Origin of the sequence: Paenibacillus sp. FSL R7-0302 (assembly GCF_038006885.1) — a bacterium.
In the GTDB taxonomy this organism is placed as follows: domain Bacteria; phylum Bacillota; class Bacilli; order Paenibacillales; family Paenibacillaceae; genus Paenibacillus_AQ.
This window is the reverse complement of sequence record NZ_JBBOWB010000001.1, coordinates 2,478,192-2,499,580: the sequence shown is the minus strand read 5'-3', so window position 1 is coordinate 2,499,580 and position 21,389 is coordinate 2,478,192. Positions and strand designations below refer to the sequence as shown.

Annotated in this window: 17 protein-coding genes; 6 read left to right on the top strand and 11 right to left on the bottom strand. The window is 53.9% G+C overall.

Translation table 11 applies throughout. From position 1 onward, the window contains the following. Positions 1–70: 70 nt before the first annotated feature. Positions 71–895: a transporter substrate-binding domain-containing protein gene (locus MKY96_RS10935; RefSeq protein WP_209873716.1), complete on the bottom strand. Its 825-nt coding sequence runs from the start codon at positions 893–895 to the stop codon at positions 71–73. 283 nt (positions 896–1,178) lie between these two features. Between MKY96_RS10935 and MKY96_RS10930 the strand changes: the two genes are divergently transcribed. Beyond that, the gene (locus MKY96_RS10930; RefSeq protein ID WP_340940329.1) at positions 1,179–2,942 is read left to right on the top strand and encodes an alpha-glycosidase; all 1,764 of its coding nucleotides are present in this window, start codon (positions 1,179–1,181) and stop codon (positions 2,940–2,942) included. Beyond that, entirely contained in the window at positions 2,935–3,306 is a 372-nt protein-coding gene (locus tag MKY96_RS10925) for a nuclear transport factor 2 family protein (RefSeq protein ID WP_340940327.1), read from the top strand. The genes MKY96_RS10930 and MKY96_RS10925 overlap by 8 nt, the downstream gene beginning before the upstream one ends. Before the next feature lie 81 nt (positions 3,307–3,387). On the opposite strand, the gene glgA is transcribed toward MKY96_RS10925, so the two are convergent. Both glgA and glgB read right to left on the bottom strand, forming a co-directional pair. After that, positions 3,388–4,824 carry a glycogen synthase GlgA gene (gene glgA / locus MKY96_RS10920; protein WP_340940325.1) on the bottom strand — a complete coding sequence of 479 codons (1,437 nt, stop codon included), beginning with the start codon at positions 4,822–4,824 and terminating at the stop codon, positions 3,388–3,390. A gap of 46 nt (positions 4,825–4,870) precedes the next feature. Next, entirely contained in the window at positions 4,871–6,787 is a 1,917-nt protein-coding gene (gene glgB / locus MKY96_RS10915; RefSeq protein ID WP_340940323.1) for a 1,4-alpha-glucan branching protein GlgB, read from the bottom strand. A 216-nt stretch (positions 6,788–7,003) separates the two neighbouring features. On the opposite strand from glgB, the gene MKY96_RS10910 reads away from it, so the two are divergent. Continuing rightward, a complete protein-coding gene (locus MKY96_RS10910; protein ID WP_340940322.1) occupies positions 7,004–8,227 on the top strand; it encodes a glucose-1-phosphate adenylyltransferase in 1,224 nt (407 codons plus the stop codon). Between the two features lie 100 nt (positions 8,228–8,327). On the opposite strand, the gene MKY96_RS10905 is transcribed toward MKY96_RS10910, so the two are convergent. The 5 genes from MKY96_RS10905 to MKY96_RS10885 all read right to left on the bottom strand — a co-directional run bounded on the left by MKY96_RS10905 (position 8,328) and on the right by MKY96_RS10885 (position 13,765). Further along, positions 8,328–9,761, bottom strand: a complete 1,434-nt coding sequence (locus tag MKY96_RS10905) for a sensor histidine kinase (RefSeq protein WP_340944525.1) — start codon at positions 9,759–9,761, stop codon at positions 8,328–8,330. Beyond that, a complete protein-coding gene (locus MKY96_RS10900; protein ID WP_339314724.1) occupies positions 9,758–10,456 on the bottom strand; it encodes a response regulator transcription factor in 699 nt (232 codons plus the stop codon). The genes MKY96_RS10905 and MKY96_RS10900 overlap by 4 nt, the downstream gene beginning before the upstream one ends. Further along, a complete protein-coding gene (locus MKY96_RS10895; protein ID WP_340940320.1) occupies positions 10,449–11,756 on the bottom strand; it encodes a hypothetical protein in 1,308 nt (435 codons plus the stop codon). The genes MKY96_RS10900 and MKY96_RS10895 overlap by 8 nt, the downstream gene beginning before the upstream one ends. A 33-nt stretch (positions 11,757–11,789) precedes the next feature. Then, a complete protein-coding gene (locus MKY96_RS10890) occupies positions 11,790–12,515 on the bottom strand; it encodes a phosphonate ABC transporter ATP-binding protein (protein ID WP_036726471.1) in 726 nt (241 codons plus the stop codon). 89 nt (positions 12,516–12,604) lie between these two features. Then, positions 12,605–13,765 (bottom strand): MFS transporter, encoded by a 1,161-nt coding sequence (locus MKY96_RS10885; RefSeq protein ID WP_340944522.1) that lies wholly within the window; start codon positions 13,763–13,765, stop codon positions 12,605–12,607. Positions 13,766–13,925: 160 nt separating this feature from the next. Between MKY96_RS10885 and MKY96_RS10880 the strand changes: the two genes are divergently transcribed. The 3 genes from MKY96_RS10880 (at position 13,926) to MKY96_RS10870 (ending at position 16,467) form a co-directional block, all read left to right on the top strand. Continuing rightward, positions 13,926–14,843, top strand: coding sequence for an ArsR/SmtB family transcription factor (locus MKY96_RS10880; protein ID WP_340940319.1), 918 nt, complete (start codon positions 13,926–13,928; stop codon positions 14,841–14,843). 24 nt (positions 14,844–14,867) lie between these two features. Further along, the gene (locus tag MKY96_RS10875) at positions 14,868–15,620 is read left to right on the top strand and encodes an HAD family hydrolase (RefSeq protein WP_340940318.1); all 753 of its coding nucleotides are present in this window, start codon (positions 14,868–14,870) and stop codon (positions 15,618–15,620) included. A gap of 109 nt (positions 15,621–15,729) precedes the next feature. After that, a complete protein-coding gene (locus tag MKY96_RS10870) occupies positions 15,730–16,467 on the top strand; it encodes a DsbA family protein (protein WP_209873688.1) in 738 nt (245 codons plus the stop codon). Positions 16,468–16,551: 84 nt separating this feature from the next. Here the strand turns inward: MKY96_RS10870 and MKY96_RS10865 are convergent, their stop codons facing one another. From MKY96_RS10865 to MKY96_RS10855, 3 genes are all read right to left on the bottom strand, one after another. Further along, positions 16,552–18,831, bottom strand: a complete 2,280-nt coding sequence (locus MKY96_RS10865; protein ID WP_340940315.1) for a type IA DNA topoisomerase — start codon at positions 18,829–18,831, stop codon at positions 16,552–16,554. Positions 18,832–18,934: 103 nt separating this feature from the next. Then, positions 18,935–19,348 (bottom strand): hypothetical protein, encoded by a 414-nt coding sequence (locus MKY96_RS10860; RefSeq protein ID WP_340940313.1) that lies wholly within the window; start codon positions 19,346–19,348, stop codon positions 18,935–18,937. Positions 19,349–19,412: 64 nt separating this feature from the next. After that, on the bottom strand, positions 19,413–21,143 hold the full coding sequence (locus tag MKY96_RS10855; RefSeq protein ID WP_340940312.1) for a proline--tRNA ligase: 1,731 nt from the start codon (positions 21,141–21,143) through the stop codon (positions 19,413–19,415). Positions 21,144–21,389: the final 246 nt, after the last annotated feature.

The window sequence follows — 21,389 nt, the reverse complement described above, 5'->3', positions numbered from 1 at the left end:
TAGAGCATGATCCCGCAGCCGGCTGCGGGCTTATCTTGATCTCCGCTAACCGTATATGCGGCTTCGCGTGTTATTTGCTCTCAGCAAGCTCGCTTGCTGCCGCTACGAATTCATCAATCTTGCCTTCGGAGTTCAGGCGTCCGAGTGTCTTATTCACTTGATCGAGCAGCTCGGTGTTGCCCTTCTTCACACCGATGACATAGCCGTCATCTTCAACCTCCGGCTTGGCATCCGTGATCACGAGGCCCTTGACGTTCTTCACAAAGGACTTGGCAACAGGTCCTTCCATGATGGAAGCATCCACCCGGTTCGACTGCAGCTGCAGGACGATTTCGGAGATTTTGCTGAGGGAGGTCAGCTGTGCGCCTTCGATCCCCTTGGCAATCCCCTCCTGGATGGAACCGGTCTGAATTCCGATCTTGGCGCCCTTCAGTGCGTCCATGCTGGCGAATTTGTCCTTGTCGGCTTCACGCACTACGACAGCCTGCTCTGCCTTATAGTAGATGTCCGAGAGACCTACAGCTTCAGCGCGTTCCGGTGTCGGGCTAAGTCCCGAGATCACCATATCGATCCGGCCGCTCGCCAGCTCATTCAGCAAAGAGTCGAACGGAAGATCCTTAACCTCCAGCTCCTGGCCCAAATCAGCGGCGATCTCCTTGGCAATCTCGATATCGAAACCAACAATCGTATCTGTACCTTCAACCATCTTGTGGAATTCATATGGAGGAAAGTCTGCGCTTGTACCCATAATCAGCTTCTTGGCAGGAGCCTCTGTGCTTGCTGCTCCGCCATTTCCGCTTGCTGCGGTGTTGTTCTTATCATTATTGGAGCCGCATCCGGCCAAGAGTCCTGCTGCCAGCAGCAGCCCCATAGAAAGTTTACCCCATTTGTTCATTTGTTCCGTCTCCCTTACTCTATTTATATTCTATCTCTAATCTGTCCCAATGACTAACTGACCGATTGACCGATTTATTATAAAACACTTCGCATGAATATGCAAAGACGAATTTGTGACAAAAACCTGTTACGAAGACAAAAAAATGCACATCCTATGAAGGTGGTATATAATACTATCTACTATAGATTATCTCCAATTGCCGCACGAATCATTACACTGGCGTATATAGGAAGTATCGCATGTTTCTCAAGCTTCCACCCAACTTACAGGAGGTGCTACTATGCTGCTTGAAGCGATGTACCATGTTCCCCGTGACAAATGGGCCTATGCCTATGATACTGAAACGATTCATCTGCGTGTGCGCACCAAACGTGATGATGTGGACTACGTAGTTGCCCTGACCGGCGACAAGTACGATTGGCAGCATACCTCTTATGATATTATCATGGAGAAGGCCGCCTCCGATGACAAATTCGACTACTGGGAAGCGGCGGTCCGGCCCAAGTATAAGCGGCTTAGCTATACTTTTCGCGTGAGTAAGGGGATGGAGACGGTCTATCTGCTTGATAACGGTATTCGCTCTGAGTGTCCCCCGCCGCCGAATCACTTCTACGAATTTCCTTATATCCACGGGATCGACTTGTTCCGGGTTCCTCCCTGGGCAAAGGATGCCGTGTTCTACCAGATCATGACCGAGCGGTTCGCGAATGGCAATCCCCTGATTAATCCGGAAGGCACGCAGCCTTGGGGCGGCAAGCCCGAGCTGAATAATTTCTTCGGCGGCGACCTTCAGGGTGTGCTGGATCATCTGGATGATCTGCAGGAGCTGGGCGTCAATGCCCTCTACTTCACGCCGCTGTTCGTCTCCCCTTCCAACCATAAATATGACATTGTGGATTACCGGAGAGTCGACCCGCATTTCGGCGATAATGAGCTGCTGAAGCAGGTCGTCGAGGAATGCCACAGGCGGGGCCTGCGCGTCATGCTTGACGCGGTGTTTAACCATTGCAGCGACCAGTTCCCGCCCTTCCAGGATGTTCTGGCCAAAGGGGAGTATTCAGTCTACCGGGACTGGTTCCATGTGAACTCTTTTCCGGCTGAGATTGCGGACGGTATTCCCACCTATGACACGTTCGGCTTCTACGGCAATATGCCGAAGTTCAACACCGCCAATCATGAAGTAAAATCTTATCTGCTGGAGGTGGCCGAATACTGGATCAAGGAGATCAAGGTGGACGGCTGGCGGCTGGATGTGGCCAACGAGGTGGACCATCACTTCTGGCGCGATTTCCGCAAGGTGGTCAAAGCCGCGAACCAAGATGCCTACATCGTCGGCGAGGTATGGAGCGACTCCTTAACCTGGCTGCTCGGCGACCAGTTCGATTCGGTGATGAACTATCCCTTCTCGGGGACGGTGCTGGAATTCTTCAACGGCGGGATGGACGGCATCACCTTCGGTCACCGGATCGGCGGCCTGCTCATGCGTTATCCGCAGCAGACGAACGAGGTGGTCTTCAATCTGCTCGGCAGCCATGACACTCCCCGCCTGCTCACTGTGCTTGGTGAAGACAAACGGAAGCTGAAGCTGACGGTCGTCTTCCTGTTCACGTTCATGGGCACCCCCTGTATCTATTACGGCGATGAGATTGGCCTGACCGGCCACGAGGACCCGGATTGCCGCAAATGCATGGAATGGGACCTGGATAAGCAGGACCGTGAGCTGTATGGCTTTTACCGGATGATGATTAATCTGCGCAAGGAGAATAAGGCGCTTCGTGAAGGCCGCTTCCGGATTCTTCAGGCTTGCGAGCATGACCCGTGCATCGTCTATGAGCGTGCAGATGAGCTGATCCATTTCACGGTCTGGATGAACAATTCGCCGCAGCCCCGCACGCTCAGCCACCCGATGGAGACCAGTGACTGGCTGGATGCGCTGACCGGCGAAGCAGTAGCCCCGGAACGCGGGATGATGAATGTGGCGCTGGAGCCGTACGAGTACCGGATTCTGTTCCGGCATATTGTGGAGGTGGGATCTAATGATTGAACGTGAGCAGCGGATCAGACAATATTTCGATTCATGGATTAACAAGGACAACTCTATATTAAGCACAATCTTCGATCCGAACATCGTGTATACCGAAAGCTACGGTCCTCAGTATAGGGGATTTGACACTCTGTTATTGTGGTTCGAGGACTGGAATACGCGTGGCACGGTATTGAACTGGACGATCAAGCAATTTATTCATCAAGGCCATATGACTGTGGTGGAATGGTACTTTAAGTATGAGTATGATGCAGTGAACGATGCGTTTGACGGAGTCTCCTTAATCGAATTTAATCCCGGGAACCAGATCGTGAGTCTAAAAGAATTTCAATCGAAATTACCGCATTCTTATCCTTATACTTGAGCTTACACCTAAACACAAAAAGGCACTCTCCTGTTCAAGCTGATCGGGTGAGTGCCTTTTTTTAAAGCAAAATCAATAATACTATTCCTCAGCAGCTACAGTAATCTTGTTATAAATATCAATATACTGCTGAGCGGATACGTTCCAGCTGTAGTCGCCGGAGAATGCGTTTTTGGCTACTTTTTTCCAGTGCTCGGGCTTGTGGTAGAACGATACGGCGCGGCGGAGCGTATGCATCATATCATGGGCGTTGTAATCCTTGAAGGTGAAGCCATTGCCCTCTCCGGTATATTCGTTGTACGCCTGCACGGTATCGTTCAGTCCGCCTGTCTCACGGACCACCGGAATGCTGCCGTAACGCAATGCCAGCAGCTGGCTGATGCCGCAAGGCTCGAATTTGGACGGCATCAGGAAGATGTCGCTGGCGGCGTAGATTTTGCGGGATAAGGCATCACTGAAGGTAATCTGTGAGGACAGCTTGGTCGGATAACGCCACTGTGCCTCGCGGAACCAGCGTTCGTAGACTTCATCCCCCGTCCCTAACAGCACGAACTGAATGTCATCATAGTACAGCAGCTCATCCAGCACACGGGTCAGCAGATCCAGTCCTTTGGAATCCACCAGACGCGTAACCATCGCTACCATAGGAATGTAAGGGGCTACCGGCAATCCAAGCTCCTGCTGGAGTCCCAGCTTGTTCTCGGCTTTCTTAGCCAGGTTGGAACGGTACTTGGTGAAGATTGCACTGTCACTGGACGGATTATAGCTCTTGGTATCAATTCCGTTAACAATGCCGCTCAGCGCGTCAGAACGCGCAGTCAGGAGACCATCGAGACCATACCCGTAGTACGGGGTCCGGATCTCATCAGCATAGGTCGGGCTGACGGTGGTGACATGGTCACTGTAAACAATCCCGCCCTTCATATAATTCACATTCCCGTAATACTCCACGCCCAGGAAATAACTGTCGTCCAGACCCAGCAGCTCTCCCAGCACCGTATACGGGAAGACTCCCTGATACAAGAGATTATGTATGGTGAATACCGTACGCATCTCACTGTAGAACGGATTATGCCGGTAATGCGCCTGCAGCAGCAGCGGAACTACCGCAGCATGCCAGTCATGGCAATGGATTACATCCGGCTGGAAGCTAATGGCCGGCAGGCATTCCAGCACCGCCCGGTTGAAGTACGCGAACCGCTCGCCGTCATCCATATAGCCATAAATCCCGTCACGGCCGAAGTAATACTCATTGTCGATGAAATAGACGGGAATCCCTTCAAATACCACCTTCTCGATCCCGCAATACTGATTGCGCCAGCCAATCGGGACCTCCAGCGTGGCGACATGCTCCATCTGTGCGGAATACTTCTCAGGAATGCCTTTGTATTTGGGCAGAATCACCCGGACATCGACCCCGGCCGCCTTGAGGGCCTTCGGCAAAGCGCCGATGACATCGGCCAGTCCGCCTGTTTTGATAAATGGATGGGCTTCCGCTGCGGCAAATAATACTTTCATTCCATTCTCCCCCTTATATAGTTGCTTACTCGGACACTTCCTGCGTTTAAACGGTCTTGCGGCCTGACTTCTTAAGCACCACGAAGCTAAGCGGCGGCAGGGTCAGCTCTACACTGTTCACCTGATTATGCCACTCGGTCTTGGTGCTCTTCAGCGGCTCGTTGTGGAAGCCTGATCCACCGTATTCGCTGTTCTCTGAGCTGAATAATTCCTCATATATGCCAGGGCGCGGTACGCCAATGCGGTAATGGCGGCGCTCCACCGGCTGGAAGTTGATGATAATGAGCAGCGTATCCACCGGACGTTTGCCTCTGCGCATATAGGATACAACACTCTGCCCGCTGTCGTCGGCATCGATCCACTGGTAGCCTGCCATGTCATGGTCCAGCTCCCACAAGGCTTTTTCGGCAAGGTATAGCTTATTCAGTGCAGCCGTATAGGCCAGCATCCGGCGATGGCTCTCATAATCCAGCAGCAGCCAGTCGAGCTGATCCTGATCCTTCCATTCAATGAATTGCCCGAACTCTCCGCCCATGAACAGCAGCTTCTTGCCCGGATGGCTGATCTGATATCCGAGAAGCTGGCGCAGACCGGCGAATTTCTGCTCATAGGACCCCGGCATTTTGTCCAGCAGCGACTTCTTGCCGTGCACCACTTCGTCATGCGACAGCGGCAGTGTATAGTTCTCGGCATACGCATAGCATATCGGGAAGGTCAACAAATTATGATGATAAGGGCGCGAATCGAAATCCCGTTCTATGTAGCCTAAGGTGTCATTCATCCAGCCCATATTCCATTTGTAGTTGAAGCCCAGGCCCCCTTCATGCACCGGCGAGGTGACGCCCGGCCAGGCACTGGATTCTTCCGCCATCATGAGCGCCTTCGGATAATACCGGAAGATCGTCTGGTTGAGCTGCTGAATGAACCGGATGGCCTCCAGATTCTCCAGCCCGCCATGCTCATTCGTCCGGTACTGATGGGGTTCCTTCTCGAAATCAAGCCGCAGCATACTCGTAACCGCGTCCACCCGCATGCCGTCAATATGATACTTCTCGAACCAGAACAAGGCATTGGAGATCAGGAAGGATGAGATTTCCGGCTTGCTGAAATCGAAGGACAAGGTGCCCCAGCCCGGCTTCTCCGCCAGCATCGGATCGGCATACTCATACAGCGGCGAACCGTCGAACAGGCGCAGACCATGAGCATCCTTGGCAAAATGGGCCGGAACCCAGTCCAGAATGACTCCGATGCCTGCCTGATGCAGCTGATCGATCAGATACATCAGATCCTGCGGCTCTCCGAAGCGGCTGGTAGCAGCAAAATAACCGGTTCCCTGGTAGCCCCAGGACAGATCATAAGGATGTTCAGCGAGCGGCATGAACTCCACGTGGGTATAGCTCATCTCGCTCAGGTAAGGAATCAGCAGACTGCTGATCTCCCGATAAGTGTAGAGCTCGCCGTCCTCCTTCTGACGCCAGGTGCCCAGATGCATTTCATAAATATTCATGGGTGCCTGATACGGACCTTTACTCTTCCGCCGCCAAGCAGCATCCCCCCATTTGTAGCCGTCCAGATTCGCTACAACGGATGCAGTGGCCGGACGCACTTCCGCGTGGAAGGCATATGGGTCTGCTTTGAGGAAGCTTGTCCCATCTGCTCCTGTAATCCTGTATTTGTAAAAAGTTCCCGGCTCCATTTCCGGGAAAAAACGACTCCAAAATCCTGAATCGGGTATCTTATATAACGTATCAAGATCGGATGTTCCATCCCAGCTGTTATGATCTCCCGCCAGTCCTACATATGCCGCATGAGGAGCCCACACGGTAAAGCGAACGCCGGCCTGCCCTTCTTGGACGGCAATGTGCGCGCCAAGCATCGTATAGCTGCGATAATTCGTGCCCTCATGGAACAGATAAATATCTTCAGCGGACGGGAGGTTTTCTGTTTTTGGTAAATCGGCCAAATCATCACCACCTTAGGATATATGATGCACCTATTACATTACCCGAATATATAGATTTTGAAAATGATTTTGAGCGAAGGCGGGGCAATTTCTGAATATTGAAAATAAAAATGTAATTTTTGCAGATATGCAGCAATATAATTCACCTATGCCGTTTCAAGCGCCCAGCTTGCGTGTATATTACAAGCATTGACAAAAAAATGGGAGGGATAACACATGAGTAAGAAAGAATGTATCGCTATGCTTCTTGCAGGCGGGGAAGGCCGCAGATTGGCCCCGTTGACTTCCAGCATGGCTAAGCCTGCAGTCCCTTTCGGCGGACAGTACAGAATTATTGATTTTCCCCTCAGCAACTGTGTGAATTCCAAGATTGATACTATCGGAGTACTGACTCAGTACGAAGCAGAGTCCTTGCATCAGCATATCGGTGAAGGTGAGCCCTGGGGGCTGCACAGCCGCAGTGACCGGGGTGTAAGGCTGCTCCCTTCAGGGATTGAAGGAAGAGACAGCTATACAGGCACCGCCGATGCTATTTATAAGAATATTGAATATATTGACAGTCAGAACCCGGAGCATGTACTTATTCTGTCGGGAGACCATATCTACCACATGGACTACCGCAAAATGCTGGATTATCACATCGCCAAGTCTGCGAAGGCAACGATATCGGTTATGGAGGTTCCTTGGGATGAAGCGAGCCGCTTCGGCGTGATGAACGTGGATGAAGATTTCAAGATCTCTGAATTTGCCGAGAAACCGAAGGCGCCGAAGAGCAACCTGGCTTCCATGGGTATTTATCTGTTCGAGTGGGCGTATTTGAAGGCTCATTTGCTGCGGGATGCTGCAAATGCGGAGTCCGGTCATGACTTCGGTAAGGATGTCATTCCATCCATGCTGGATGCGAATGATGAACTGTTCGCTTACCGCTTCGAGGGCTACTGGAGAGATGTAGGTACTGTTGGCAGCCTCTGGGAAGCTCATATGGATCTCTTGCAAGAAGACGGCTTCCAGCTTGATAACTCACGCTGGCCGATGTACAGCCGTGCACAACGCACCAAGCTGGCTGCGATCAGACCCCGCACTCAACAAGCTGCTTCAGCAGATTGCCTGATTCACGAAACCTGCCAGCTCGAAGGCAGCCCTCAGCGCTCGGTCATCTTCAGCGGTGTAGAGATCGGCAAGCTGAGCAGAATCAAGCAGAGTGTGGTAATGCCCGGTGCGCGTATTGGACGCGGTGTTCTGATTGAACACGCCATTATCGGCGAAGGGGCTGTAATCAAGGATGGTGTTGTGATCAAAGGCAGTGCAGACAACATCGTAGTTGTCGGCCCGCATGAGATTGTCGCCGCCAAGCCGCTGGTTCGTACCCAGCCTGCCCGCCTGCTTCAAGAGGTCTATGAGAAGGCCGGCCGTCTGCGTGCGGAAGGAATGCCTTCATAACATTCGTTCAGCACAATCGTTCAGCCCTTAGGGCTGCTACATACAAAGGGATACAGCTCCGGTCTGTCCGGATGAATGCTGTATCCCTTTTGTATGCCTTCTATGAAGTTACCGGTGAGTTGCCGGGACGGGTATTCCCCTGCTGGCTGTCATCCAGCGGCAGAATGACGGTAACCTGAGTGCCCTTGCCCAGCTCACTGTCCATTTCCAGCTTGCCGTTATGAAGCTCTACGATCTGCTGGGAGATCGCCAGCCCCAGGCCCGTGCCTCCGTTCAGGGCATCGACCTGGAAGAAGCGGTCCCGTACTCTGGACAGATGCGCTTCACTAATGCCAATACCGCTGTCACGAACAGTAACCGCCATCTCCGTACCGGACAGGCGTTCCGCCGACAGCACGATGCTAGAATCCTCGGGCGAGAACTTCACCGCATTATCCACCAGATTGAGGAAGACCTGCTTCAGGCGGTTGGCATCCCCCTTGATGAAGATCGTCTCCTCACATTCCAGCAGCAGGTGAATCCGTTTCTTCTCGGCCTTAGCCCAGATATTGAGCAGCGTCTCCTGCAGCAGAACCTTAATATCCACCTGCCCCATCGACAGCTTCATTTCGTTCTGCTGCAGCTTCGAGAAGTCGAGGATTTCTTCCACCAGCCCGATCAGCCGGTCACTCTCCTTGGAGATAATTCCGACCCCCAGCTTGGTCTCTTCAGGATCATAGCCCCCGGAGACCAGAGTCTCGCTCCAGCCCTTGATGCTGGTCAGCGGAGTGCGCAGCTCATGGGAGATCGAGGAGATGAAATCATCCTTAATCTGATTACTGCGGACAATCTCGTCCGCCATATAGTTCAGCGTTGAAGCAAGTGCCCCGATCTCATAACGGTAATCGCCTTTGATCCGGGTCGTGAACTTGCCCTTCGCCATCTGTGCTGACACTGCCGTAATATTATTCAGCGGACGCACAATCGAATTGGCGAGACCGAAGCTGAGCAGCAGAACAATCGTCAGCACTGCTACACCGATGGCAATGGAGAGCAGAGTCAGATTAAGCAGATTACTGTTCACGCCCTCCATAGATGTCAGATAACGCAGGACATAGGTGTCATGAGCGTTGATCTGCACCATCTTGGATACCGCCATAACATTCTCATTAGTACCGGCCTGACGGCCCACCCAACGGCCGATATTGCCGCCTACCGCCTCGGGGACATCACTGGTGGTGATCGTCCGGTCCGGCTGGAACCCGGTTGAGCTGGTAATAATATCCCCTTTAAGCGTCAGGACCTCCAGCTCGGTAAACTCCACATTGAATAACTTAAGCAGCTTCTCCAGTTGGGCCTGCGACTTGTCATCCGGGATTTCATATTTCACAAAAGTCTCAGCCACACTGATATGCGTGGTGATTTTGCTGTAAATACTGTTGTAATAATAGGTGCGGATCGCCAGCAGGAAGATCGTCTCAACGAGGAGAAGCGCTACAAAGACTACTAATATATAGTGCAGTACGATCTGTCTGCGCATCCCCTTCTTGATCATTGTACCTGACCTTTCCATTTATAGCCGTGCCCCCACACCGTCTGCAGGAATTCAGGCTCCGATGGATTGTTCTCGATTTTTTGGCGCAAGCGGCGGATATTGACGTCAACGATCTTAGGGTCCCCCATATATTCCTTGCCCCAGACATGATCGAGCAGGGAATCACGGCTGAGCGGCGTATTCTCCTTCTCCAGGAAGAACTGCACCAGCGAGAACTCAGTAGGCGTAAGCTCAATCGCTTCCCCGCTCCGCTTGAACTGCTTGGAGATCAGATCCAGGGTGAATGGACCCGATTGGAACGATACCTTGGCTGACTGCTCGCGGTGAACATTGACCCGGCGCAGCAGCGACTGGATACGGGCGATCAGCTCGGTTGGACTGAACGGCTTGCTGACATGATCATCTGCCCCTACGGACAGCGCATAGACCTTGTCCTGCTCCTGCACCTTGGCCGTCAAAAAGATAATTCCCAGCCGTTCATTGGTCTCCCGGATACGTCTGCATACTTCAAAGCCGTCGATGCCGGGCACCATCACATCCAACAAGGCGATATCAATGTCATGGATTGTGCTCAGCTTATGCAGCGCCTCATGGCCATCCGCCGCCTCCAGCACCTCAAAGCCGTTGCGCTTCAGGTTAATGACAATAAAACTGCGGATGGATTCTTCATCCTCCAGTATCAGTACTTTACTCATCGATTCCCTTCCTTTCAATAGAGGATTTAATTCGTCCGTCCTCTCCTCCAATTGTACTTTGTTCCAGTTCTCCCCGGTATCCGATCATTTTATCCAGATCCCGTCCGAGCAGCTTCCAGCCGGTGTTCTTCACATTGTCCCATTCTGCAGGCGAGAAGAACGTTACTTCAGCGACGGTCTCCCCGGTATCCGTCATAATGAATTTGAGCGATTTGTTCTGAACCGACTTTGTGTCCACCGTCACCCGCTCCTGCCATTCGGGGGCGAAGTTAATGGTGAACCGGTCCAGCGGATCATTATAGAGCTGGGTACTGAAGGTCAGGCCGTTTTTCCCGTCCCATTTGTAATAGGAATTGAAATACGGAATGGTCTCAGGATCGAAATATTCCCAGCCCTTGGGAGGAACCAGCATGCCAATCTCAATAATGCCGTCCAGATCAATATCCTCGCTGACAATTTTGCGGTCCTTGAAGGTGCTGGCATCCCCTGGAACCACCACACGCAGCTTGTTATTCTCCATTACAACCACTGTTGTATAGGCTGACCGCGAATCCACAGCAGAATCCAGAACTATACCTTCTTTATTCGCAGCTACTTTTCCTGAGACAATATTGTAATAACTATTGAAATAAGGGTCCAGGTCGTCAAGCTCATCCAGCACCTTGAAGCTGTCATTGTACTGGTAGGTAGTTATTGTAGCGAATTCATTACGCTTGAAGTATACCACGGTAATATCTGCAATCCCGTCTTCATTCAGATCATCGATGATATATTTGGTATACGGCTTGGTTAGAATCTCTTCCAGCACTCCCCCGGAATAGCTGTAGACAACCATGCCCTTCACGCCCTTCTCTTCCCCGCGGGAATAGCCGGTCACAATATTGAGCTTGCCGTCCCCCGTTACATCTCTGAGCTCCACAGAATCCAGCATGGTGCCGTCGCCGTCGAAGGTCAGCTTCTTGACCCAGGTATCCCCCTGCTTCTCCAGAATCATCCCGTGCATCACCACAGCTTCATTCTTCGTCTGGTAGAACACAAGCGTCTCCATCACGCCGTCACGATCCAGGTCCTCGGTGAAAATCGAGCTGTTATCCGCATTGGCTGGACGGGTTAAAGTGCCATCCAGTGCCTTCAATGAAGAATTAATCGCTGCCATCAGCGAAGCCTTGTCCGCAGGCAGCTGGGGCACCCTCATCTGGGATACCGGATCGCTGATGAAGGTGCAGCCGGGCAGGGTAAACAGCGACAGGGCGGCTGCGGCAAGTCCTCCCAGCACACGCATACGCATATTCAACTTCATTTACGCTCTCCTTACTGAACGCCTTGCCTTACTTCACAGATGCAGCCGCTCCTGTGAGGTCAGCCGGCGTCCTTTGACATCATGCTTAATTCTTCCGTCCTCCAGCACCCACAGACGGCTGGCATAACGCTCGGCCAGCTCGATCGGCAGCACCGTAAGCACGGTAAGGCCTGTCTCCTTGCACAGATTGCGGAGGGTCTCCAGCACATTCTCCGCAGTCTTGGGGTCAAGGCCTGTCACCGGCTCATCCGCCAGGATGACCTTGGCGCCGTGGACCAATGCCCGGGCAATGGCTACACGCTGACGTTCACCGCCGCTGAGCTGGCCGGACTTCAGCTTGGCCTTGTCCAGCAGGCCAAGCAGATCAAGCTGGTCCATCGCCCCCATATAATCATCTGAGCGGACCATGCCTGTAGCCATCCGCCACAGCGGCGTCTGGGAGGCCTGTCCGATCAGCACATTCTTCAGTGCAGTGCGGTTCGGATTCAGCTCCGCATTCTGCTCCAGATAAGCCCATTCCCGGCGGATCTTACGTTTGCCGGCGAAGGGGCTCTTCATAATATCCTGCCCATCTACCCTGAAATTCCCTCTGTCCCACTTCTCACGCAGCGCAAGGCAGCGCAGCAGTGTGGATTTCCCGCTGCCGCTGGCTCCCAGCAGCGCTACAAATTCTCCCGGTTCTAATTGAAATCCGATATCCTGAAGCACCGGTGTTTTATCTTCCCCGACCGCTTTGGCCAAATGTTCAACTGTAATCATAGGTCAGCCTCTCCTGTCTTCGACTCTACTCTATAGTGTACTCTGAAAGCGGGATCAAATTCCATGCGAGCATTCGTTCTTATTCTACCTCATATCGTCTTCCGTGGCGAGAACAATAACCCTGCCAACCCAAATACAATATACAGGCCGCCCATTACGGCAAACACACTGCCGCCCCAGCCGAATTGCAGCAGCAGCCCGCCGATACCCGGACCCGCAATACTTCCCAGACTATAATGGAAGGAAGCGACTACATTGGCAGCCGGAAGCAGCTTGCGCGGCAGGATATCAGCGGCATAGCTTAATCCTAGTGAGAAAAAGGAGCCGACAAGTCCCCCGGCCGCCATCAGCACCAGCAGGGTGAGCAGGAAATGGTCGCCGGTAAGCGGAAGCAGTGTGAAGGCCAGGCCGCCTCCTGTCCCCGCAGCAATCAGGATGGCCTTGCGGCCATAACGGTCGCTCCATATGCCGAGCGGCAGCTGGAGGAGCAGGCCTCCAATGCCTGCAAAGGGCAGCAAAGCGGCAATCTGGTCTGCACTGAATCCGGTGCGCAGCCCGTATACCGGGAAGCTGCTGTTCAGGCTGGCTTCCATATAGCCGTATAGCAGCGCCGGAATCAGCGCATACCAAGCAAGCCGGTAGCTCCGGCCGAATCTGCTCGCCTGGCCTTCGCTGTGATCCATTGCTTCCGGCCGCGAGTCAGGCAGCTTGAAGCCCACAATCAGCAGCACGATTACGAACAGCAGGGCTGTAATCAGGAACGGTGCGGGCTGCCCGAACCGCAGCAGGCTGATGCCCAGCGGTCCGAGGCTGAAGCCCAGTCCGTAGGACATCCCGTAGAGCGACAGGTTCCGTCCACGGTGCTCCGCCGGTGTCATGAGCAGCACCCAGAGCTGCGCGGCGTAATTCACCGCCGAATCGCCGATCCCGACCAGCACGCGGAGCACGAACCAGATTTTCACGCCGGTAAGTAGCGGGAACAGCAGGAGTGATACCAGCACCAGCGCGAGACCCGCGGCGATTAGCTTCTTGAAGCCGATGGCGCCAAGTACCCTTTCTGCAATCAGGGTCATGGCAAATGAGCCTACATACAAGGCGGCCGCGTTAAGTCCGTTCAGCGAGGACGATACGCCTTCCTGCTCCAGCAGAATAGATAAGACCGGCAGCAGCATCCCCTGGCTCAGCCCTGCCAGAATAATCACGGCAATCAATATCGAATAATTCATTCTACCGCTCTGTCCATGCGGCATCGGTGTAGAATCTGACACAAATAAATCCTCCTATGTAATTCATTGATGTGCGAACCTGATGTCCATGCAGGCAAACACCGAACATTATAGTAGACAACCCTCTTCAAAACAAGAGATAATATATAGAAGTGACTGATTTTCTGGAGGTGACCCGGCTTAAATGAAGTATGAACTTAACATTGATGTTTCCCCCGTATACGAACTGCTGGACAGTTTCATGTTATATGTAACCAAGAAATGGACCTCCAATCTGGACATCGGCACCGACTGGATCCGGGATGTGGATGGCCGCTTCACCCCCGCACAGCTGGCTGCACTGAAGCAGGCCGCCGAGTGGCCGTTCGAAGATTATGATGTACTCTACGCCTGGGCCTACAGCCGGGGCGAGGCTTCCAAGGTGCTGCAGTTCCTGGCTGAGCTGGAGAGCTCGTCTCTGGAGGATTGCCTCCGGCGGACCGAGCCGTTCTTCCACAGCTTTACGGCCGAGGAATGCGCGCGGATCAAGAACGGATACACGCCTCTTTTGCGGATATGGTATGAGCATTATTTCCGCCATGTGGAGCATACCCTGCTGCCGCTGCTGATTGAAGACGCCTCTGAGAAAAAAATGCTGGAGAGCAAAATGGACATGGTCCCGTTGATCGAATATGCTTCCGGCGGAATTGTCATTGAGGACATTCCCGGGCTGAAGACGATTGTGCTGCTGCCTACCGTGCATAACCGGCCGATCAACACGTATTGCTTCTACAAGAACCTGATGCTGGTGCAATATCCGGTAGATGTCCCTTCAGACAATGAGGAGGAGCCTCCAACGGTGCTGCTTCGTTTAACACAGGCTCTCTCTGATCCTACCCGGCTGAGACTGCTGCGCTTCGTAGCGAACGAACCGAAGACACTGTGGGAGATGCAGTCTGAGCTGAGCCTGTCCCGGGAGATGCTGATGCATCACCTGCTTAGTCTAAGAGTCGCCGGACTTCTGCGGGTCCATTTGCGCGGTGAAGGCACCGAACGCTACAGTATACGTCCTGACGGGGCCTCGGAGCTCCAGATGTTTCTGGAGTCCTACATCCGTATCTAACAGACCAACTTAGGAGTGAACCTCATGAAGTATTTGACCCAACAAGTAATCTTTGATCTCGACGATACTCTGGTGCATTGCAATAAGTATTTTGACCTTATCCTTGGACAGTATTTCGAGCTGATGTCTGACTGGTTCAGCGATTACCAGCCTACCATCGGCGAACTGCGCAGCAAGCAGGTGGAGATCGATGTCGAGACTGTTAGCACAAGCGGCCTGGCCAGCGACAATTTCCCGAAATCACTGATTGCCACCTACCGTTACTTCTGCAGCAAATATAACCGCAAGCCGGATGCCTTCGAGGAGCGGCAGCTGATGAAGCTGGGAATGAGTGTGTACGACCAGGAGGTGGAAGCTTATCCCGGCATGGTAGAGACGCTGGATACCCTCAAGCAGGACGGCCATTCCCTCTATCTCTATACCGGCGGCGACGACACCATCCAGCAGCGCAAAATCGCCCAAATGAAGCTTGACGCCTATTTCGATGACCGCATCTATATCCGCCAGCACAAAAATGTGGAGGCGCTTGAGAATATCCTGACCACCTATCCGTTCGACCGCAAAATCACCTGGATGATCGGCAACTCTCTGCGTACGGATGTACTGCCCGCGCTGACTGCCGGGATCAATAGCATCTACCTGAAGCAGCCGAATGAGTGGCTCTACAATCTGATTGAGCTGGAACGGGAGATGCAGCAGTCCGTCATGACCATCTCTGCCATTCACGAGGTGCCTCCGGTGATCCGCACCGCTGCGCTGCGGGAGCATCACGGCTGATGGACATGCATCATCAGAATCGGGCAATTGTTACAAATGGCATAGGCAGCCTGCCGCCGGTATGATTATACTATTTGAGTAGATTTTCACATCGTGCAGGAGGCCGGCCATGAATAACAAAGCTAACCGTTCCAGGAATACCCCGAATCACGGGCGTCTGCTCCCTATGCTGCTTGCAGTGATTGCCGTGCTGCTGATTGCCCTTCTTGCCTTCTTCCTTACGCAGGGCAAATCGTCCGGTACTGAGGCGCTCGATAATCTCCCCAACTACACCGATGTGAAGGGCAAGATCGTGGTGGACGGGCTGAAATACGAGAAGCAGCCGCATCTGGGCAGCGAATCCGCCAAGGTGAAGGTGATTGAATTCGCCGATTTCAAATGCCCTGCCTGCAAAAATTGGACCGCCTCCTACCTGGATACGTTCATCAAAGACTACGTAGACAGCGGGAAAGTCCAGTTCTACTTCATGAACTTCGCCTTCATTGACCGGGACTCTTATCTGGCCGCAAGTGCCGGGGAAGCTATCTATCAGCAGAATAATGAGAAGTTCTGGGAGTATCTCCACAAGCTCTACGAGAGCCAGGGTGATGAGAGCAAGATCTGGGCAACCCAGAAGTTCATCCTTAAGTTCGTGAAGGACAATATTGCAGGGATTGACCAAGAGCGGTTCGAACAGGATCTGAAGAACCATACGTATATGTACGATGTCAAAGAGGATTTCAAAATCGCCGGAGCCTACGGCGTCAACGGCACACCGAAATTCATGGTGAACGGCGTCCTGCTGCCGGATTCCTCCTATGAAGGCTTAAGTGCCGCCATTGAAGCAGCTTTGAATGAATCCCCGTAATCTTGCTTGCAGGTGAAGCTCATCATCCTATAACAAAGCGCCCCGCCATGAAAATTTGGCCGGGGCGCTTTTGGTATTTAGGAATTATGATTCCACGGCCAGCTGGCCGGTATCCTTATTCTGCAGCACCAGCTTGCCTTCAAGCGGCGCGCCGTCTTCACCTGTCAGCTTCAGCTTCCCGGTTCGGCCCTTCTCAATCAGGGCCTTCACCTGGGTGTCGGTGAGCATGCGTCCGTGATTCTCCTTCCAGATCACGAAGGCGCAGCCCTCCTTATAATGGGAGCAGCCGTAGCCCTTGCGGCCCATGAAGATCATACCGCCGCAGCCGGGACGCGGGCAGCTGCCGATAACCTTCGGCCCGGTATCCCCGCTCTTCCCGGCCGCGGCAGACACCGCGCTGCGCGGTTTGGCCGTTGCCGGCTTGCGTTCAGCCGCTTTGGATTCGGCGGGCTTGCGCGACCCAGCAGCCGGGCTGCGGCCCTTGCCGCCGCTATTCAGCGAAGGTGTATCCCCTTCGAAGGAGGTCTTGGCGGCGCGCGACTGCACCCGGACCTTGTCCACAATCATCGAAGCGAACCGCTTGACGTTCTCCATGAATTGTCCGTCCGCTGCGGTGCCGCGGGCAATTTCATTGAGGCGGCGCTCCCACTGCCCGGTCATTTCCGGGGAGGTCAGCAGCTCCACGCCTGCCCCGCGGATCAGCTCAACCGCCGTCCGCCCCTTTTGGGTGATGGCAATCTTTTTCCCCTGCATCTCCACATAGCCGACATTCTTCAGCCGTTCAATCGTAGCGGCCCGGGTCGCCGGAGTGCCCAGCCCTGAATCCTTCATGGCATCGCGCAGCTCTTCGTCCTCAATCTGCTTGCCTGCGCTCTCCATCGCCTTTAGCAAGGTCCCTTCCGTGTAATGCTTCGGAGGCTGGGTATCCTTCTCTTTCACAATGGCATCGCTGCAGAGCACCTCACCGTCCGCGTTGACCGAGAACGGCTCGTTCACCTCAAGCTCCTCTTCCTCGTCGTCCTCCTTGCCTTTGCCCTTGGCCGGCTTGGACTTATCCTTCTTCTGGTCTGCGTAGATCACCTTCCAGCCGAGGCTGAGCAGCTCCTTGACTGTAGTCTTGAACTTCTCGGCTTCCACTTCAGTCATCACCGTATGCACCTTGTATTCCGCAGCCGGATAGAACTGGGAGAGGAAGCGGCGCACGATCAGATCATAGAGCTTGGCCTCATCCGCACTCAGCCCGTTCGCTCTGCGGTTCGTCGGCAGAATCGCATGGTGATCCTCCACCTTGGACGGATTACAGATAAACTTATTGCCCTTATGAACCAGGTTCCGGTTCGCACCCTTCACCCAATCGTCGTACTGCGTCCCTTGAAGGGCCGACAGCGTCTTGTGCATTTCAGGAATATTCTGCTCCGTGACATAGTTGGAGTTGGTACGCGGGTACGAGATTACCTTATGCTTCTCATACAGCGCCTGGGCGATGTCCAGTGTCTTCTTGGCGGAGAAGGCATATTTCCCGTTCGCCTCACGCTGCAGCAGCGTCAGATCGTACAGCTTGTTCGGATATTCCTTGGTCTCTTTGACCTCATAGAGAACAATCCGGGCGGGCTTGCCTTTGACCTTGGCCGCAAGCGCCTCTGCCTTCGCACCCTCCGTTAACCGGTCGCCCTGCCACATTCCCTTATACGTCAGCTCATTCTGGGTGAAATGTCCTTCCACCTCAAAGAACTTCAGCGAGGAGAATGCTTCAATGGTCTTCTGACGGTCATAGATCAGCGCCAGCACCGGGGTCTGCACCCGGCCTACAGAGAGCAGTACATTATGCTTGGTGGTAAAAGCGCGCGAGCCGTTCATTCCGATCAGCCAGTCCGCCTCGCTGCGCGCCCGGGCCGCTTTGGTCAGATTCTCGTATTCCGATCCGTCCTTCAGCTCCTGGAAGCCCTTGCGGATCGTCTCCGGCGTCAGATCGGAGATCCACAGCCGCTTCACCGGCTGGTTCAGCTCCAGGTAGCGCTGGATCAGCGAGAAAATATGCTGGCCCTCACGCCCGGCATCGCAGGAGTTCACCAGCAGATCGCTGCGCTTCGCCAGTTCCCCGATCACCTTCAGCTGATCCATGGTGCGTGCATTGGGCAGCAGCTTGAACTCCTCGGGGATGATCGGCAGATCATTAATGTTCCATTTTTTATATTTATTGTCGTAGGCTTCGGGCTCTGCCAGGCCAATCAGATGCCCGATCGCCCAGGTGATGATGTACTGCTCCCCTTCCAGATAGGAACGGTAGTTTTTGGCCTTCGGTTCTATTGCGGCGGCGATATTCCGCCCCATGTCCGGTTTCTCCGCAATAATGAGTGTCTTCAACAATAATCGCTCCTTACCCTCGGTTCATTACAAAAGTTGTCCAGTAGTCTATTATACCATTCCTGGACCCCAAAATCCGCTGCTCATTATTGAGGCCTGCCGCTTAAGGGCGAAATACCGCCATCAGAATGAGCAGCGCCCCGATGATCAGGCTGAACAGCTCAAGCACATCTCCCCTGGACCAGTGCTTGCGGAAAAATACGATTGCAGGCTGGGCAAGCCCCGCGATCACATACAGAACAGCCAGCAGCAGACCAAAGGAAAGTATGGTGAAGACGGGCGCATTACTCTGCGGTCCCCCCAGGAAGGTAATCAGCACAATAAGCACGGTCAGAAAATACAGAATACACCGGAAGAAGATAATCCACGGCCCGGACTTTGCGGGTGCAGGTGCAACCGGGGCTTGCTGTTCCCTGGCCCGCTCTTCCAGTAGACGGCGGATCTCCTCAGGATGCTCCTTACGCATTTTCTGCATCTGTCTGGCATTGTCAAGCCTGCGCCTCAGGCGTCCAAACATGCATTTCCCTCCTCTCCAAGGCGGCAATTCATGCGGTATTCCCCTATTTTACCAGAGCTTCAATTCAAGCAAAAGCAGTATCCGGTGCGGACCTCAGACTGCTTACGCGCAGCACGGCCTCGCCAATATCAATTACTTCCTTGTTACCCGTTCTGCGGTCCATGTATTCAACCCTCTGCTCAGCGGCCAGCTTGCCGACCACCAGCGCAACCGGTATACCGATCAGTCCGGCATCCTTGAATTTGACCCCGGCCCGCTCATCGCGGTCGTCCAGCAGGGTATCGATGCCCAGGGCGGTCAGCCGTGCATACAGGGCTTCGGCCAGCTCACGCTGCGCTGTATCTTTGACCGACACCAGAAGAATATGAACTGTATATGGAGCCAGACCCGGCGGCCAGATCAGCCCCTGGTCATCGTTGTTCTGCTCAGCCACTGCGGCCAGCAAGCGGGAGATTCCCATGCCGTAGCAGCCCATTACCATAGACCGGTTGCGGCCGTCTGCATCCAAATAATCTGCCCCCAGCTTCTCACTGTAGACCGTGCCCAGCTTGAAGACATGCCCAACCTCGATGCCCTGCTGGAAATCCAGCTCGCCTTCGCCGCACTGCGGACATCTGTCGCCGGTAACCGCATTACGGAAATCCCCCACCTGCGTCAGCGGAAAGTCCCGGCCGGGCACCACTCCACGCAGATGGTAATCCTCTTCCCCCGCGCCTGTGACTGCTTCTGTCATGGCTGCAACAGCAGCATCCACCAGGATAGGCACGGACAATCCGGCAGGACCGACATAACCGCTTCCGGTTCCGGCAGCCTCCTGCACATGCTCAGCATCAGCCAGCGTAATGTCAACGCAGCCGAGGTACTTTTGCACCTTCAGCTCATTCACCTCATGATCTCCACGGACCAGCACAGCAACGGTCTTGCCTCCGCCCGTGAAGATTAATGTCTTGATGATCTCCTGCGGTCTGAGCTGACTCTCCTGCTCCAGCTGCTGAATAGTCTTCTGGGCAGGCGTATGGAATCGCTCAGGGGCAGGCCGTCCGGCACAATCTTGTATATGCGTTACGGCCTCGCTCTGCACTTCCGCCTGCTCCAGATTTGCGGCATATCCGCACAGGGAGCACACAGCTATCGTATCCTCACCTATCTCTGACAGGGCCATGAATTCATGATTCTGGCCTTTGCCGCCAATCGCTCCGGCATTCGCCTGCACCGCCCGGTACTTCAGGCCGCAGCGGTCAAAGATCCGCTCATAAGCGCTGTACATCACCTGATAGGCCAGATCCAGGCCCTCCCAGTCGGTATCAAACGAATAGGCATCCTTCATCAGGAATTCCCTGCCCCGCAGAAGCCCTGAGCGCGGACGACGTTCATCCCGGAACTTCGTCTGAATCTGATAGACAGTCACCGGCAGCCGCCGGTAAGAGCTGATCTCTGCGCGCATTAGCGCTGTAACCACTTCCTCATGGGTCGGACCCAGCACGAACTCACGGTCGTGACGGTCCCGGAGCTTTATCAGCTCTTTGCCGTACACCTCATAACGTTCCGATTCTCTCCAGAGCTCTGCCGGCTGCATCGAAGGCATGAGAACCTCCTGCGCACCGGCTGACTCCATCTCCTGGCGCACGATCTGCTCCATCCTGCGCAGCACCCGCCGTCCGAGCGGCAAATAGGTGTATACCCCGGCGGCCACCTGCCGGATATATCCGGCACGCAGCAGCAGCTGGTGGCTCCTTGTCTCTGCTTCGGCAGGAGCTTCGCGCAGAGTGGTAACTAATAGATTGGTTTGACGCATACAGATCAGCCTCTTTCGTCGAAAAGTGTGTACAGCTCCAGAACATTTCGCTGCCATAATGAGAACGCAAAAAAGACGCATCCGTCAGGGACGAATGCGCCGTGTTACCACCCTGTTTTAACCCCAAGACTATCCAAGCCTGCGGTCCTCTAATCCGGATAACGGCCGGTTCCGGCAGACGTATGCCCCTCTTCAGCATAAGCTGCAGCTTCCAAGGCAGGATTGGTGTCTTACGCACTCGGGGGA

Excerpts from the sequence above, each read along its gene's own strand:
- MKY96_RS10880 (WP_340940319.1), top strand. The coding sequence starts at position 13,926 with ATGAAGTATGAACTTAACATTGATGTTTCCCCCGTATACGAACTGCTG.
- MKY96_RS10885 (WP_340944522.1), bottom strand. The coding sequence starts at position 13,765 with ATGCCGCATGGACAGAGCGGTAGAATGAATTATTCGATATTGATTGCC.
- MKY96_RS10930 (WP_340940329.1), top strand. The coding sequence starts at position 1,179 with ATGCTGCTTGAAGCGATGTACCATGTTCCCCGTGACAAATGGGCCTAT.
- MKY96_RS10925 (WP_340940327.1), top strand. The coding sequence starts at position 2,935 with ATGATTGAACGTGAGCAGCGGATCAGACAATATTTCGATTCATGGATT.
- MKY96_RS10875 (WP_340940318.1), top strand. The coding sequence starts at position 14,868 with ATGAAGTATTTGACCCAACAAGTAATCTTTGATCTCGACGATACTCTG.
- MKY96_RS10870 (WP_209873688.1), top strand. The coding sequence starts at position 15,730 with ATGAATAACAAAGCTAACCGTTCCAGGAATACCCCGAATCACGGGCGT.
- MKY96_RS10910 (WP_340940322.1), top strand. The coding sequence starts at position 7,004 with ATGAGTAAGAAAGAATGTATCGCTATGCTTCTTGCAGGCGGGGAAGGC.
- MKY96_RS10895 (WP_340940320.1), bottom strand. The coding sequence starts at position 11,756 with ATGAAGTTGAATATGCGTATGCGTGTGCTGGGAGGACTTGCCGCAGCC.
- MKY96_RS10855 (WP_340940312.1), bottom strand. The coding sequence starts at position 21,143 with ATGCGTCAAACCAATCTATTAGTTACCACTCTGCGCGAAGCTCCTGCC.
- MKY96_RS10905 (WP_340944525.1), bottom strand. The coding sequence starts at position 9,761 with ATGATCAAGAAGGGGATGCGCAGACAGATCGTACTGCACTATATATTA.
- MKY96_RS10900 (WP_339314724.1), bottom strand. The coding sequence starts at position 10,456 with ATGAGTAAAGTACTGATACTGGAGGATGAAGAATCCATCCGCAGTTTT.
- MKY96_RS10890 (WP_036726471.1), bottom strand. The coding sequence starts at position 12,515 with ATGATTACAGTTGAACATTTGGCCAAAGCGGTCGGGGAAGATAAAACA.
- MKY96_RS10935 (WP_209873716.1), bottom strand. The coding sequence starts at position 895 with ATGAACAAATGGGGTAAACTTTCTATGGGGCTGCTGCTGGCAGCAGGA.
- MKY96_RS10860 (WP_340940313.1), bottom strand. The coding sequence starts at position 19,348 with ATGTTTGGACGCCTGAGGCGCAGGCTTGACAATGCCAGACAGATGCAG.
- glgA (WP_340940325.1), bottom strand. The coding sequence starts at position 4,824 with ATGAAAGTATTATTTGCCGCAGCGGAAGCCCATCCATTTATCAAAACA.